At 51.1% G+C, this 13843-nt stretch carries 16 protein-coding genes; 12 read left to right on the top strand and 4 right to left on the bottom strand.

What is annotated here, in order from left to right:
• The first annotated feature begins 29 nt into the window (after positions 1-29).
• From metQ to NF212_RS05060, 10 genes are all read left to right on the top strand, one after another.
• Positions 30-845, top strand: a complete 816-nt coding sequence (metQ, locus tag NF212_RS05105) for a methionine ABC transporter substrate-binding lipoprotein MetQ (protein ID WP_434359416.1) — start codon at positions 30-32, stop codon at positions 843-845.
• 200 nt (positions 846-1045) lie between these two features.
• Complete coding sequence (locus NF212_RS05100; protein WP_434359414.1) at positions 1046-2593, top strand: 4Fe-4S dicluster domain-containing protein; 1548 nt, start codon at positions 1046-1048, stop codon at positions 2591-2593.
• Positions 2593-2904, top strand: coding sequence for a hypothetical protein (locus tag NF212_RS05095; RefSeq protein ID WP_434359412.1), 312 nt, complete (start codon positions 2593-2595; stop codon positions 2902-2904). Before NF212_RS05100 ends, NF212_RS05095 begins: the two co-directional genes overlap by 1 nt.
• Before the next feature lie 59 nt (positions 2905-2963).
• Positions 2964-4124, top strand: coding sequence for a tetratricopeptide repeat protein (locus tag NF212_RS05090; RefSeq protein ID WP_434359411.1), 1161 nt, complete (start codon positions 2964-2966; stop codon positions 4122-4124).
• Positions 4115-5314 carry a 4Fe-4S binding protein gene (locus NF212_RS05085; protein WP_434359409.1) on the top strand — a complete coding sequence of 400 codons (1200 nt, stop codon included), beginning with the start codon at positions 4115-4117 and terminating at the stop codon, positions 5312-5314. Before NF212_RS05090 ends, NF212_RS05085 begins: the two co-directional genes overlap by 10 nt.
• Complete coding sequence (locus NF212_RS05080; RefSeq protein ID WP_434359407.1) at positions 5304-5528, top strand: hypothetical protein; 225 nt, start codon at positions 5304-5306, stop codon at positions 5526-5528. Before NF212_RS05085 ends, NF212_RS05080 begins: the two co-directional genes overlap by 11 nt.
• A 158-nt stretch (positions 5529-5686) precedes the next feature.
• The gene (locus NF212_RS05075; protein ID WP_434359405.1) at positions 5687-6568 is read left to right on the top strand and encodes an AraC family transcriptional regulator; all 882 of its coding nucleotides are present in this window, start codon (positions 5687-5689) and stop codon (positions 6566-6568) included.
• A gap of 307 nt (positions 6569-6875) precedes the next feature.
• Positions 6876-7631, top strand: coding sequence for a sulfite exporter TauE/SafE family protein (locus NF212_RS05070; RefSeq protein WP_434359403.1), 756 nt, complete (start codon positions 6876-6878; stop codon positions 7629-7631).
• A gap of 124 nt (positions 7632-7755) precedes the next feature.
• The gene (locus tag NF212_RS05065; protein ID WP_434359401.1) at positions 7756-8514 is read left to right on the top strand and encodes a sulfite exporter TauE/SafE family protein; all 759 of its coding nucleotides are present in this window, start codon (positions 7756-7758) and stop codon (positions 8512-8514) included.
• Between the two features lie 140 nt (positions 8515-8654).
• Entirely contained in the window at positions 8655-8948 is a 294-nt protein-coding gene (locus tag NF212_RS05060; protein WP_434359399.1) for a SelT/SelW/SelH family protein, read from the top strand.
• Positions 8949-8960: 12 nt separating this feature from the next.
• Here NF212_RS05060 and NF212_RS05055 read toward each other — a convergent pair whose 3' ends face one another.
• The 4 genes from NF212_RS05055 to NF212_RS05040 are packed head-to-tail and all read right to left on the bottom strand — an operon-like array spanning position 8961 to position 11240.
• Positions 8961-9368: a CBS domain-containing protein gene (locus NF212_RS05055; RefSeq protein WP_434359397.1), complete on the bottom strand. Its 408-nt coding sequence runs from the start codon at positions 9366-9368 to the stop codon at positions 8961-8963.
• Positions 9365-9715 carry a P-II family nitrogen regulator gene (locus tag NF212_RS05050; protein WP_434359395.1) on the bottom strand — a complete coding sequence of 117 codons (351 nt, stop codon included), beginning with the start codon at positions 9713-9715 and terminating at the stop codon, positions 9365-9367. Before NF212_RS05050 ends, NF212_RS05055 begins: the two co-directional genes overlap by 4 nt.
• Positions 9716-9717: 2 nt before the next feature.
• Entirely contained in the window at positions 9718-10509 is a 792-nt protein-coding gene (locus NF212_RS05045) for a DUF1538 domain-containing protein (protein WP_434359393.1), read from the bottom strand.
• A complete protein-coding gene (locus NF212_RS05040; RefSeq protein ID WP_434359391.1) occupies positions 10506-11240 on the bottom strand; it encodes a DUF1538 family protein in 735 nt (244 codons plus the stop codon). Before NF212_RS05040 ends, NF212_RS05045 begins: the two co-directional genes overlap by 4 nt.
• Before the next feature lie 235 nt (positions 11241-11475).
• Between NF212_RS05040 and NF212_RS05035 the strand changes: the two genes are divergently transcribed.
• Positions 11476-12828, top strand: coding sequence for an EAL domain-containing protein (locus NF212_RS05035; RefSeq protein WP_434359389.1), 1353 nt, complete (start codon positions 11476-11478; stop codon positions 12826-12828).
• A gap of 73 nt (positions 12829-12901) precedes the next feature.
• Complete coding sequence (locus tag NF212_RS05030) at positions 12902-13792, top strand: TIGR01777 family oxidoreductase (protein ID WP_434359387.1); 891 nt, start codon at positions 12902-12904, stop codon at positions 13790-13792.
• Positions 13793-13843 lie beyond the last annotated feature (51 nt).

The raw sequence follows: 13843 nt of genomic DNA, 5'->3' as shown, positions 1-13843 counted from the left end.
ATAATGGAAATTTTAAGAAGGAATAGCCCATGAAATTTAACCTGAAATCCCTTTTTGCCGTTGCTGGCCTGGCTTCTGCCCTGGTACTGACCGGCTGTGGTGGAGAAGAAGCAAAAATCGACCTCAGTAAAGTAAAAATCGGCGTCATTGCCGGTGCTGAAGAGCAGGTCGCTGAAGTAGCGGTAAAAGTTGCCAAGGACAAATACGGGCTGGATGTCGAGCTGGTCACTTTCTCTGACTACGTCACCCCGAACGCCGCGCTTGACGAAGGATCAATCGATGCGAATGCCTTCCAGCATAAGCCATACCTTGATCAGCAGGTCACTGACCGTGGCTATAAGTTTGCCATCGCCGGTAACACCTTCGTGTACCCGATTGCAGCTTACTCCAACAAGGTGAAAAACGTATCCGAACTGCATGAAGGCGCACAGATTGCTGTACCTAACGACCCGACCAACCTCGGCCGTTCACTGCTGTTGCTTGAACAACAGGGCCTCCTCACACTCAAGGAAGGGGCCGGTCTGAAAGCAACCGTTCTTGATATTGTCGGAAATCCAAAGAACTTTGAAATCGTTGAGCTTGAAGCTGCCCAGTTGCCACGTTCACTGGAAGATGTTGATCTGGCCATTATCAACAACTCCTTTGCTGCAACCGTAGGCCTGTCACCGAGCAAAGACGGTGTGTTTGTTGAAGACAAGGAATCCCCTTACGTTAACCTGATTGTGTCCCGTACTGACAACGTGTCTGCAGAAAACGTTACCAAATTTGTAAAGGCGTACCAATCAGATGAAGTGAATGCTGCCGCCCAGAAGATCTTCGACGGTGGTGTGGTAAAAGGCTGGTAACTTACCCCAGCCCTTAACCTTCACCTAACCCCCGGATTACCGGGGGTTGTTATTTCCTCCACCAAAGACATTAACAATTCCGCAATCAACCTTCCCTTTTCTATCGGTTAAAGGCCGAAATCTACCTTTTGACCACCTCATCTATAGATAACAATCACAGCAATCCTCATAAGAGTCTGATTTAAATTGGGATGAACGTGATGAACCACGAAAAGCATGATGCTGCGACAGATGTTGCAAACCCCTCCCGACGGAATTTCCTTAAACTCGGTGGCGTAACTGCCGTTGCCGCTTCCGTTGCCGGTGCTGTAGGAGCAGGTTTCCAGTTGGGCCGGGATCCGGACAGCTATGTAGGCTGGGGGCGGACTGAAGAAGGCAAAGACATGTTCTTTGACCGCGACCCGTTCCGGGTTGACTATCCGCCAACCTTCAGGAAAGTCGGCCCTGTAGAGCGCCCTGAATGGGCATCCCACCTTTTTAACCGTACCGGTTGTTTCCGCAAGGCATTTTCAGAAGGCTGGACTCCTGACATGGGGCTTTCCACCTTCCCGGATAAACGTATCCGTGATTACTACCAAAATATGCCAGATCGCTTTGACGAAATGCTGCGGGCTTTCCGTGAAAACGAAAAACGTAAGGCCAATGTTGAACGCCTGCGTGACCAGTTTGCCATCGGCTGGGCTTATGACTGCGCCCATGAAAAAGCCGCATACGGTACCCATGACCACCCAATCCAGTTCCCAAAGCGTCCGGAAGGCCCTCCGGAAGTTGCAGACTACTATTTTGTCGACCCTTCACGTAAACGCCTGGATTTTAAATCGCCGCGCCACGCGTCTGAGCTGGTAAAAACCATGGCTCACCAGTTCGGTGCCAGCCTGGTCGGCATTACCGGTGTCCATAAAGAGTTCATCTTCAAGAACATGATGCGAGGGGTAGATGAATGGGGCGATGAAGTACCGGAACACTGGAAGTCGATTATCGTGATAGGCATCCCCATGAACTGGGATCCCATGTATTCCGCCATTGGCTATTCCACATCGTACGATGCCTACCACAAATGCCGCCTTGCCATTGGCAAGCTGCAGATTTTCCTCGGCGAACTCGGTTACGGCTCCCGCTGTCAGGTGCCGGGCAACGACTATGAGATGACCATCCCGCCACTGGGCGTAATGGCAGGCCTCGGTGAAGCCAGCCGCAACGGTACGCTGATGACACCGGAGCTGGGTACCAACGTCCGACTCGCTGCGTTGGTCACCGACATTGAGCTGGAGCACGATAAACCGGTTGACCTCGGAATGCAGCATTTCTGCCGGGACTGCAAAATTTGCGCGACCAGTTGCCCTTCCGGCTCCATCTCCCTTTCAGATGAGCCGGATACCGTCATTCGCGGGTTCAAGCGGTACGACTTCAACCAAGACAGCTGTTACCGGATGTGGCAGAGCGGCCCGACTGCAATGGGAATGGGTTGTCGCGCATGTATTGCTGTATGCCCTTACACACGCAAGAACAACTGGATCCACACCATTGTCCGTGAAGCTGACCCACGAGACAAAACCGGTGCAACCCGCAAGGCACTGCTCGCCATGCAGCACAACATGTTCTATTACCCGGAAGCAGAGGCTTACCACGGTGACTGGAACGGCGGCCATATGGCTGGTTACCACCAGCCGCCGGAATGGATGCGCACGGAAAACTACTTCAAGGTCGACAAAACCTGGGCATATGACGGTAACTGGGAGGGAATCTGATGTTTCCGCAATCTACTCTGCTTGACCCAATTTTCTGGATGGTGATGGGTGCGCTTCAGCTATACCTGTTCCAGAACGCCCGTTACTGGGCCAGTGAATTCCGCCTCAAGATGAACCCGGCAAAGTGGCTGCTGGTCGGTGGTTGGTGGGCGTCTTTCCTGCTGACCATCGCAGGTGCATTCACCCTGCTGGGCGAAAATGAAGGCAATGCAGGATGGTATTTCCTTGGTGTGGTGGGTACCGCGCTGGTTATCGCCGGATTTGGCATTGCCCGGTTGCTTGTCTGGCTGCGCGACCGCAAGACAGCTTAAAAATATAACAGGTACGACACAGCAGCCCGGCCTCCCGGGCTGTAGAAGAGAGCACGAACATGCTATCCCAACATACGCAAAGACAAATCGAAGCCCTTTCTGACCTTTGCTCGAATACCTTTTCTGCACCGCTCGATGTAGATGCCCTTGTTGCAGCAGTCGGTGAGCAGGCCAAACACCTCCTGAACCAGAAAGTAAACAGCCTTGATGGCCAGGAGCCGGCAGCCCTGTATGGCTGGATTGAACACCAGGCTTTACAGACAGAAATCAACCTGTGGCTGGAAGAGACAGGATTCGACGGGTTGGGTACAAACGGAATCCCCCGTGATGCCCAGAACGCCTTCCTGACGGGGTTAATCAGCATTGGCCTGCCCGAGTCTGCGCTTACCTGTATAGGGAAAGGCCAGCAAAAAGGGGAAGATACCAGCCTGGAATTACTGCGTGGAAAGGCGTTATCCGCATTGGGCCAGCCGGAAGCAGCCATTTCCAGTTACCTTTCAGTTGCCGGCATTCATCCGGATGACCACCGCGCCTATTTCCACCTGGCCGGCGAGTACCTTCGTCTGGGCAGGCACGTTGATGCATTAGACGCTTTCGACAGCGTCATAGAGCGACAACCTGGGCTCCCCGGCCCTTGGCACAACAAAGGGGTTTGCCTGTACCAGCTTGAAGATTTCGAACAGGCATCAAATTGCTTTGAAAAAGCCAGTGCACTCGCCCCCGGATTTGCAGGTTCATGGATTGCCCTCGGAAAATGTTTTCTGGCATTGGGGGACACCTACCGAGCCATTGATGCGCTGCTTGATGGTTTACAACTTGGTGAGCCCCACCCTGAACTTCACAAGACACTTGGCCTGGCGCTGAAACAGGAAGGGAAAAGTGCCGAAGCGGCGGAACACCTTAACCTTGCCCTGGAACAAATGCCGGAAGAAGTCGGCTTGTACCTTGCCAGGGCTGAGTGCCTGGCCGATAACGGGGGGTATGCAGAAGCCTTGAAAGATCTTGCCCGCCTGAAAGCCATAGAACCTTATAACGTACAAAGCGCAGCCCTCGAGTTCACATGCCTGTTCGCACTGAAACGCTATGCTGAGGCAGAACGCTGCTACTACTTTTTGCAAGGCATGCACCCTAAAGCGACACAAGCATTTGAAGCGGAAATACAGGTTATCAGGAAACGCAACCAGATCGCCATTGCAACGGAGGAACCGACATGCGCCTGAAACGTGACCAATGGGAGCGGGCAGCAGTTGTAGGCACACTTCTTGTGTTGCTCTTGGCCTGGCTGTTCGGTGGGATGAGGCAAGAAGCAGGTATCCACCAAAAGCTGGTTCAAGCCACCCCCAAGGGCATGGTTTACATCGCTGAATCTGAAAACCTGTGGGCCGCCCGGCCAGCAGAATTGGAACACACCACCCAGTGGCTCTCCTTGGCCAAGGCAAACGGTTATGGCGGGCCACTGGAAGTGGTCACCGCCATAGATACCCAAGGCCGGGTCAGCGGTATAGCTGTTACTACCAGCGCAGAAACCGCCTCATACCTACAGCAAGTTATCAGCTCCGGGTTGGTAGATGCGTATCTCAACCAGCTTGCCACAACATTGCACAGTGCTGACGCCGTCACAGGTGCCACACTGACAAGTGAGGCGCTGCAGGGTGCCATTACTTCATCAGTCCAGCACTCAGGACGTCACGCACTGGGATTGGATATTCCCGAAACCGCCAAACCTGCCCTGACCCTGCCGGACTGGATGGATGGTTTGGCACTTTTGCTGTTTATTGCAGCCATCGTTATCAACCGTCCCGGCTTCACCCATAAAGTGATTGGCCGCCGTGTGGTTATGGGGCTGTCACTGGTGTTCCTCGGGTTTTATGCCGCGGCCCCCTTTGGTGCCGGAACACTTGGCTTCGTACTTAATGGATTCTGGCTGGATGGTGTAGCCAGCTACACATCAATGTTGCTGCTTATCGCAACGTTTGGTTACCTGTTGTACTCCAACAAGAATGTCTACTGCAATACGGTTTGCCCCTTCGGCGCTGCTCAGGAATGTATTGGCAAACTGAACAAAGCCAAGGCCTGCAAATCAAACCATCCCCTGGTGATCTGGACACCTCGCCTGTTGCTCACCGTTGCACTGGCAATGGGGCTGTATTTCCGTAACCCGTCATCATTCAGCTTCGAACCGTTCGGTATGGCTTTCAATATGATAGGTGGGCCGCTTCTTTTTGCCCTGACTATCGCCATCGTACTGACATCACTGTTTGTCAGTAAACCCTGGTGCCAAAGCCTATGCCCGGTCTCTCAAGTGGCTGCATTTACCCGGGTTGCCAAGCAATGGGTAAAAAGTTCCGGTAAAAAAGCCCGCACGTCAGGCAACACCGAAAGTGCAAAGGAGAAACCTCATGCGAAATAGGGTATCTACGTTGTTTTTCATTCTTGCGGCAGGACTGGTATCAGCACATATATTCACTACAGCCCAGATGCTGAACCACCAGCAGAACCGGCAATCCGCTGTCTATCGGGTGCTGCGCGCAGAAGTTCCCAAACCGGAAAATAAAACAGAGGCGGTTGATTACAAAAAACTGGCTGAAATGAATGCGGAAACATCCAAGGCTGAAGGTTGGTAAAAACGGCGGCAGCCCACCGAACCTGGTAGAACCAAGGTCACAGTTTCACAAATCTGGTGCGTCCTGACCGGCCGCACCAGTCAAAAAACGGACCAAAATCAAAACCCTGCAAGATAAAACCTTTATCTTTGCGGCGTGTTATCTACGAAAGAATATTTATGCCACAAAATACCTTTCTCTCAATCATGTTTAACAGCCATGATGTCGGCGTGATGGACATGACGATGCGCCCGCTTAAAACCCTGTTTGCTGACCGTGACCGTTACCCCCTTACGGTTCCACACCGGCTGGATTTCTACTCGATGATCTATATAACGCGGGGGGATGGCCATCATGTTGTCGATTCCAAACGCTATCACTACCGTGCTGGGAGTCTGTTCCTGGTTGCCAGGCACCAGATCCATCACTTCGTGCTTAATGACCACAGTGAGGGTTATGTCATTACATTTACGGATAACATGCTGTTCAGGGGATCGGAGGACAGACTGAAACCCGCTGTCGTTTCACTGTTTGAAAATGTAAACCATTGCTCGGCACCGGCTCTCCTGCCAATTTTTGATGACCTTTACCGGGAATACCAAAGCGAACATCCCCACAGAGAGGATCTTCTCCATTGCATCATGCGGGTGCTGGCACACAAAATCCTGCAAAATCACGCCACCCCGGTTGAAGTAGAAGCCATTGTGGAACATTCACTTTTCGACCGATTCCGGCAAGCCATCGACCAACATTTCCTCGAGTACCGCCACGTTCAGGACTATGCGACCTTGCTAGGGTGTTCACCGAAAAAACTCTGCCTGCTGGCAAAACAACAGACAGGGAAAAGCGCCAAGGTACTGATTGATGACAGGATACTGTTAGAAACGAAGCGGATGCTGGCTTACAGCGGTCTCTCTATCGGTGAGTTGGCTGTTCGGCTGGGATTTGACGAAGCGACAAACCTTGCCAAGTTTTTCCGCAGGCATACAGGTTTGTCCCCCTCCGATTTCCGTTCGGCCAGCCGATTGAACCATCAACAAAATGGCAGGATTTACTGGTAGCCAACAACAAGGTTCCAACTTTCCTGAATCACCATGCCAAAACGGTTTTTCACTGGCAAAAACACCCTATACCGGGCTGAACACTATATGAGCACAGGCTCTCTGGTGCCTATAAAACCGTCATAAATATCATGCCAAAGTGGTTATTTTGCCGCATAACTATCGTAAAAATCTTAATAATCGGTCAGAATATTCTAATTGATAATAATGTCACTAAAATTCGCCTTAATGTCACAATCCGTTATGTGACAGTGGGTTAAAATGACTCCTAAATAACAAAATAATACAGTTGGGTATAGGTGCAAGCATGGATATGTTGTCAACAACAGGACTCCTTCTCGGATCACTGACAGCCAACACGGTTGCCTCGCTTTCTGGAGGTGGTGGCGGACTGCTGCAACTGCCTCTTCTCCTCTTTCTCGGTCTCCCTTTTACTGTTGCATTGATTACCCACAAAGTCGCCGCTGTCGCACTGGGTTTGGGTGCTACTTGCGAACACATACGCAATAAAACCACTTCATGGCGGGATATCATTTTTGTCATACTCAGCGGCATGGCCGGTGTATTAATCGGCTCTAATTCCATCCTCTATGTACCTGATCAAATCGCCGAATCTGTGCTCGGCGCACTGGTACTTGCGCTCGGTTTTTACTCCATCACAAAAAAAACGTTCGGACAGGAATACACCCCGATAAACCGGGATTTCAAAGGGCTGCTCATTGGCGGTCTTTGCCTGACAGTCATCGGCATTATTAACGGGTCACTTACCGCAGGTACCGGACTGTTCGTTACCCTGTTCCTGGTGCGCTGGTTTGGTTTCGACTACAAGCAAGCAGTAGCCCTGACGCTTATCAGTGTGGGAGTTTTCTGGAATGGCCTTGGCGCTGTAACGCTGTACAAAGTGGGGGCTGAAATTTACTGGCCATGGGTACCTGCGTTAGTGGTTGGTTCAGCCATCGGCGGCTACCTTGGTGCCAGGATCTCCACCCGTTACAGTACCATGCTGATTAAACGCGCCTTTGAGATGCTTACCATCATCATCGGCCTTAAGTTACTGATCTAAATCCCTAACCGGGCACTTCTCTGTTTTTGCGTCCCTTCTACCCGGCTAGGAACTCAGTTACAATAAACCCTCCCGGTACGAGGCCACATGGATTTAACGTGGCCTCTTCAAAGAAGAATTTGAAATGGATTTTATTTCAGCCGCAGGGCTTTTCTTTGGCTCCCTGACAGCCAACACCCTTGCCTCCCTTTCCGGCGGCGGTTCAGGTTTGTTGCAATTTCCACTCCTTATTTTCCTCGGCCTGCCGTTTACCGTTGCCTTGGCCACTCACAAGGTCGCCACTGTTGCCCTGGGGTTGGGTGCAGCGATAAAGCACTCACGTGCCGGAACGGTATCACTGAAGGAAATCTTATGTGTCGTCACAGCGGGATTTGCAGGCGTAGTGATTGGTGCCAACGGTATTCTCACGGTGCCAGGACGGACGGCAACAATCGCCCTTGGCCTGTTGATTATCGGGCTCGGGGTTTATTCAATGACCAAGAAATCCTTCGGCCAGGAAGCTAATCCGGTAAACCGGGATAAGAAGGGGCTTCTTTGGGGTGCTCTGGGCCTTGCTGCCATCGGTATTCTCAACGGCTCCCTTACCGCAGGTACCGGACTGTTTGTCACCCTGTTCCTGGTACGCTGGTTCGGCTATGACTACAAACAGGCTGTTGCCCTCACCCTTGTCAGTGTCGGCTTGTTCTGGAACGGTACCGGCGCAATAACCATGTATCTTGCCGGTGCAGAAATCTACTGGCCGTGGGTACCTGTTCTTTTTGCCGGATCAGCTCTGGGGGGTTACTTCGGCGCAGCCCTTGCCACCCGTTACAGCAACAACCTGATTAAACGTGCCTTCGAGATACTGACAATGTTGGTTGGGGTGAAGCTGTTGGTGGGATGACCCGCTCGGAGCTGGGAAAAAACGGTCCTGGGTCCTGGGTATCTGGCCAGCTCATTCTTACTTTATCTTTTTCCAGGCCCCTGTTTTCCCAGGGCCCATAATCAAAAATTCCTGTATTCGAATAAAGAAGGAAAAGCCGAATGTCCGGAATAGTTACAGGTAAAGCTGTCATAAATATTTACTACTGTCGCCAGTGTAACTGGATGCTGCGTTCAACCTGGATGACACAGGAGCTCCTACACACCTTCAGTGAAGAGATTGAGAGCGTATCACTTCATCCCGATACCGGTGGCAGGTTTGAGATTTTCTGTAACGGTTCCCTAATTTGGGAGCGCAAGGAAGATGGCGGGTTCCCGGACGCCAAAGTGCTGAAACAGCGGGTCCGGGATATTATTGCCCCAGAACGGGATCTTGGCCATAGCGATAAAAAGTAACCGGCCACTCCGTTACTCTTCGCTGGGCAGCATCCCATACATTACAATGTTGTTGTAGCTAATCATGCCAATCACCTGGCGGTTCTCGACAACCGGTGCCCGGCTGATCCCAAAATGTTCGAACATACGGGCGCAGTATTTCACGTTCATTTCAGGGTCAACGGTCAAAGCAGGCTTCGTCATGATTTCATAGACATTGACCCGGCTCGGGGCTCGGTTGGCAGACAGTACTTTTTTGGCGATATCATTCATCAGCACGATACCGTACTCATCGTCTTCACTGCGTTTTTGCACAATCAGGGCTTTCACCTGACGGTTACGGGCAATCTTGATCGCATCCTCTACCGTTGTCAGTCCGTCAACCATGGCAAAGGTGTTCTGCATTGCATCTCTGACTCGCACCTTTTTGGAATAATTCATAGCTCGTCCTCAACTACTCGTCTCAATTCCTGAACCTGGTGGGCAACACCAACCGCATCTTCCACATCCAGCTGGACCGCAATCCCGCGACCGGATGATGAGTCAAATTCGCCCACGTCATTGATGGTTTCCATCACGTTGCGGGCAAGGTGTTCCTCTACCACAAAGAGCACTACATCCCGCTGAACATCCAGCGTCAGACCCAAAAACGTTGTGCGTTTTTTAAGGCCTTCCCCTCGGGCATTATTGATAACCGTTGCACCGGTTGCACCGGCTTCCCGCGCCGCTTCAAGGACGGCATCCGTTTTTGAATCTTCAATAAACGCAATAATCAATTTAAATCGCATGATTACTCCTTAACCGCCGATCTCTTGTTCAGATATTCCGTCAGTTGGGCATAACCCATTACGGTAATCATCGGGAACAGGCTGGCAAACGCGATAAGTCCAAAACCGTCTATCATCGGGTTACGACCCGGCACCGTAGATGCCAGCCCCAACCCCAGCGCCGTCACAAGCGGGACGGTCACAGTTGATGTCGTCACACCGCCGGAGTCATAGGCCAGCGGTACAATAAACTTGGGAGAAAACTGGGTTTGTATCACCACAAGGATGTATCCAACGATGATGTAATAGTGGATAGGGTCGCCCACAACAATCCGGTAGCTGCCAAGAGCAATACCCAATGCCACCCCCAGAGCTACCGCAAAACGTAATCCGTTCACGGAAATTGCGCCGCCTGATACCTGGCTGGCTTTCATCGCTACTGCAATCAGGGAGGGCTCCGCCACTGTAGTGCTGAAACCGATAGCGGCAGCAAACAGGTAAACCCAGTAGTAGTGGGACCAGTCAACTTCCAGAGGTGGAAAGATGCCCTCACCAAAGATAAACGCAGGGTCTGTCAGTTGGCGTGCCATGGATTCACCAAGGGGGAAAAGGGCAAGTTCAAGGCCAAGGAGGAACAGTGACAACCCGACGGTAACATAGACCATACCGATAACGACCCGCTGTACATTAGGCATCGGCTTTCGAAGTACCACCAATTGGAACGTAAATATCAGCACCACAATAGGCAGAATATCCCGCATAGTGCCCAGGAGCGTCTCTCCAAAGGAGATAACCAAACCCATCAAGCTGATCATGTCACCACCATCCCATATATCATCACAAAGATCATGGGTGTCAGCGATGCGAACGCAATCAGGCCAAAACCATCCACCATCGGGTTCCGCCCTTTAATTACCGTAGAAAGCCCAACCCCCAATGCAGTAACCAAAGGCACGGTGATTGTCGATGTGGTAACACCGCCGGAATCGTAAGCAATACCGATAATACTTTTTGGGGCGAAAGCAGTGACAACAACGACGAGAATGTATCCACCTATAATCATTCGGTGAATCGGCCATCCCTTAATAATGCGCAATACACCAATTACAATAGCCACACCAACAGATAACGCCACGGTAACCCGAAGCCCCGTAGCATAACTATTCATTGAGTCGGATGAAGAAGAAATTAATCCCCCTTCTGCAGCAACCTGGGATGCCTCATCAGCAACAGCAGTAAGCGCGGGTTCAGCTATAGTTGTCCCAAAACCGAGACAGAATGCGAAGGTAATTAGCCAGAAAACACTACCTTTACGGGCAAGTGCATGCGCCATCGACTCCCCGACGGGAAACAGACCCATCTCAAGCCCAAAGACAAAGAAAGTGAGACCAAAAACGACTAAAATCAATCCGATAGAAATGGAAAGCAGATCAGGAAGGGGTTGCTGTAGTACCGCAATCTGGAAAAAACCAATAACCAGAATTATAGGCAGCAAGTCCTTCAAGCTTCCAAGTAAGGAAATAAAAAGTGCTTTAATTCCTTTCACTTACGTTCCCTGCAGGCAAAATAAAAAATAGGATTATCAAATTCGAGATCTGACAATCAAAAACACACATCCGACTTGTATCCAAATGGAGAAGGAATCACTATGTCGCGATGGTGCGTACCGTAATTAAAGTCAGTCCTTTAGATTTAACAATTTTATATAAAAATAATATTAAAAAATGCGTACCCCGTCTGTTTATCTTTGATTGCGTTTCGACGTTGTAGTAGGTAGTGCGTTGTCTAGTTTTGTAGCATCCCAACGGGAAGCTGAATGCGCATCAAATGAATGCAAGGTAGTTGCATTACATACTGTTGCCACTCCTCAGCCTTCTTCCGGGGATGAAATTGTTAGTTATCATGACAATCTGGCTGAAGCACAACTTTGCCGGTTACTCGCTCCTACCCAGGAAGCGCCGGCGAAATGGCTAGTTGTCTTTGAAGTAAAACTTCCAGGATACCCTCAGGGCGTCCACCTTCCCCAATTTCAGGACGCCTTTTCCCAGCGGATTAAAGATGAAACCCCCTATCCTGTTTTTGCATTAAGCCCGCAGCGGTATGCCGTCATCATGACCCGCGCCCGCAGCCGGAAGATCGTGAGCGCATGGCTCAATGGCCTCTACCTAAAGCTTCGAGCCCCCCTGATTCTGGAAAACGACTTTTTCTACCCAACCCTTTACGCCCTGGCACTCCAGACTTCAGAAACCTGCACTGCCGAGAAACTGCTCGCTTATTCACAGTGCCTGCTGCATACCGAGGATCGTACCCACGGCTGCAACATTCGGGTGCTGGATAACTCAGAATTGGTCGGCGCCGTTGAGAGTTGTTCGGTTACAAACCGGCTTCCGCGTGCTCTCTACCACAATCGCTTCTCACTCCACTACCAGGCACAGTACACCACCGAAGGTGAACAGGTGGTCGGCCTCGAAGCCCTGATGCGCTGGAACGAACCAGGCATCGGGCCTGTCTCCCCGGCTAAATTCATTCCGGCCGCGGAAAAAAACGGCATGATCGCGCCGATGACAGTCTGGCTCATCGAACAAATTTGCAGGGATATTAGAGAGTGGCTGACAGCAGGCCTAACCGTACCCAAAGTTTGGTTCAACCTATCTGCTGCACTGTTGGGGGAACCCTTCCTGACCCGCCAGATCCTGAACATACTGAAGCGCCATAACGTTCCGCCGGACTGCCTGGGCATGGAACTGACTGAAACCAGCCTTATCAGTGATGCCCAAAATGCCGCGGTGGTGTTATCCCAGATGATTTCAGCCGGTATTGAGGTCGCGATTGATGACTACGGCTCAGGGTTCACGTCAATAAACAGCATGTTTGCCTTGCCATTTAACCAGTTGAAAATTGATCGTTGCTTTATGCTGAGAAGCTTAACTTGCTTCGACAGCTATACCCTTCTAAAGTCTTTGGGTAAAGTGATGCAAACCAGAAACATTTCACTGGTTTATGAAGGTATAGAAACGGAATCGCAGAGGCAGCATGTTCAGCAGCTCGGTGCCAACTACATCCAGGGGTTCCTGTTAGCCCGTCCCGAACCCCGCGAAAAAATCTCCGCCCTGTTGGCAAATGCACCCATCTGACAGTAATTGAGTCCGTGTCTTAATCTGGTTCGTATAACCTGACAGATTCCGCTAACCGGGATAAAGGTGCAAGATGAATATTCTGATAACCGGTGGTACCGGCCTGATTGGCCGGGCTCTGATCCGTGAGCTTAAAGGGCATCAACTCTCGGTCCTGACCCGAGACGAAATACGTGCCGGTAACCTTCTGGGCAACGGTATAAACTTCATGAGCTCCCTGGGGACCATCGCCAACCTCAATGACTACGATGCTGTCATCAACCTGGCTGGCGAACCTATTGTCGACAAACGCTGGACAGACAAACAAAAATCAGTGATATGCCACAGCCGCTGGGATATTACTGAAAAGCTTTCTGAACTTGTCCAGGCCAGTTCCAGCCCGCCGGAAATCTTTATCAGCGGTTCTGCTGTCGGTATTTACGGTGACCAGAAAGATGAGGAAATCGCTGAATCATTCCGGGTAGAAAGTGATGAGTTCGCCCATGAGGTTTGCCAGAAGTGGGAAGAAATTGCCCTGACGGCGCAAAGTGAGAAAACCCGTGTATGCCTGCTTAGGACGGGGATAGTCCTCAGTGCAAAAGGTGGAGCTGTGAGGAAAATGCTGGTTCCCTACCGCTTGGGTCTGGGTGGGCCAATTGGGCGCGGACTGCAGTACATGCCTTGGATCCATATCGATGACATGGTTTCCGCCATCATTTTCCTTCTCAACAATAAAAAGGCGTTTGGCCCCTATAACCTGACAGCCCCATACCCGGTTACCAACCGCGAGTTCAGTGCGGCACTGGCCCGGACACTGAATCGGCCACACATCCTGTTCACGCCGGAATTCGCAATTAAGCTGCTTCTGGGTGAATCTGCACAGTTGTTGCTCGACAGCACCCGAGCCGTCCCAAAAGCCTTGCTCGATGCCGGATTTTCTTTTAAGCACACCAAGATTGATGAAGCAATGCAACACCTGTTCTGAGCTGAATGCCCTAGCCCTGCCTCGTTACCGGACAGGGTTAGGTTTTTAAGG

The organism is Parasalinivibrio latis, assembly GCF_036825535.1.
GTDB lineage: Bacteria > Pseudomonadota > Gammaproteobacteria > Enterobacterales > Vibrionaceae > Parasalinivibrio > Parasalinivibrio latis.
Note: the sequence above shows the minus strand (reverse complement) of the source record. Positions and strands in the feature narration are given on the sequence as shown.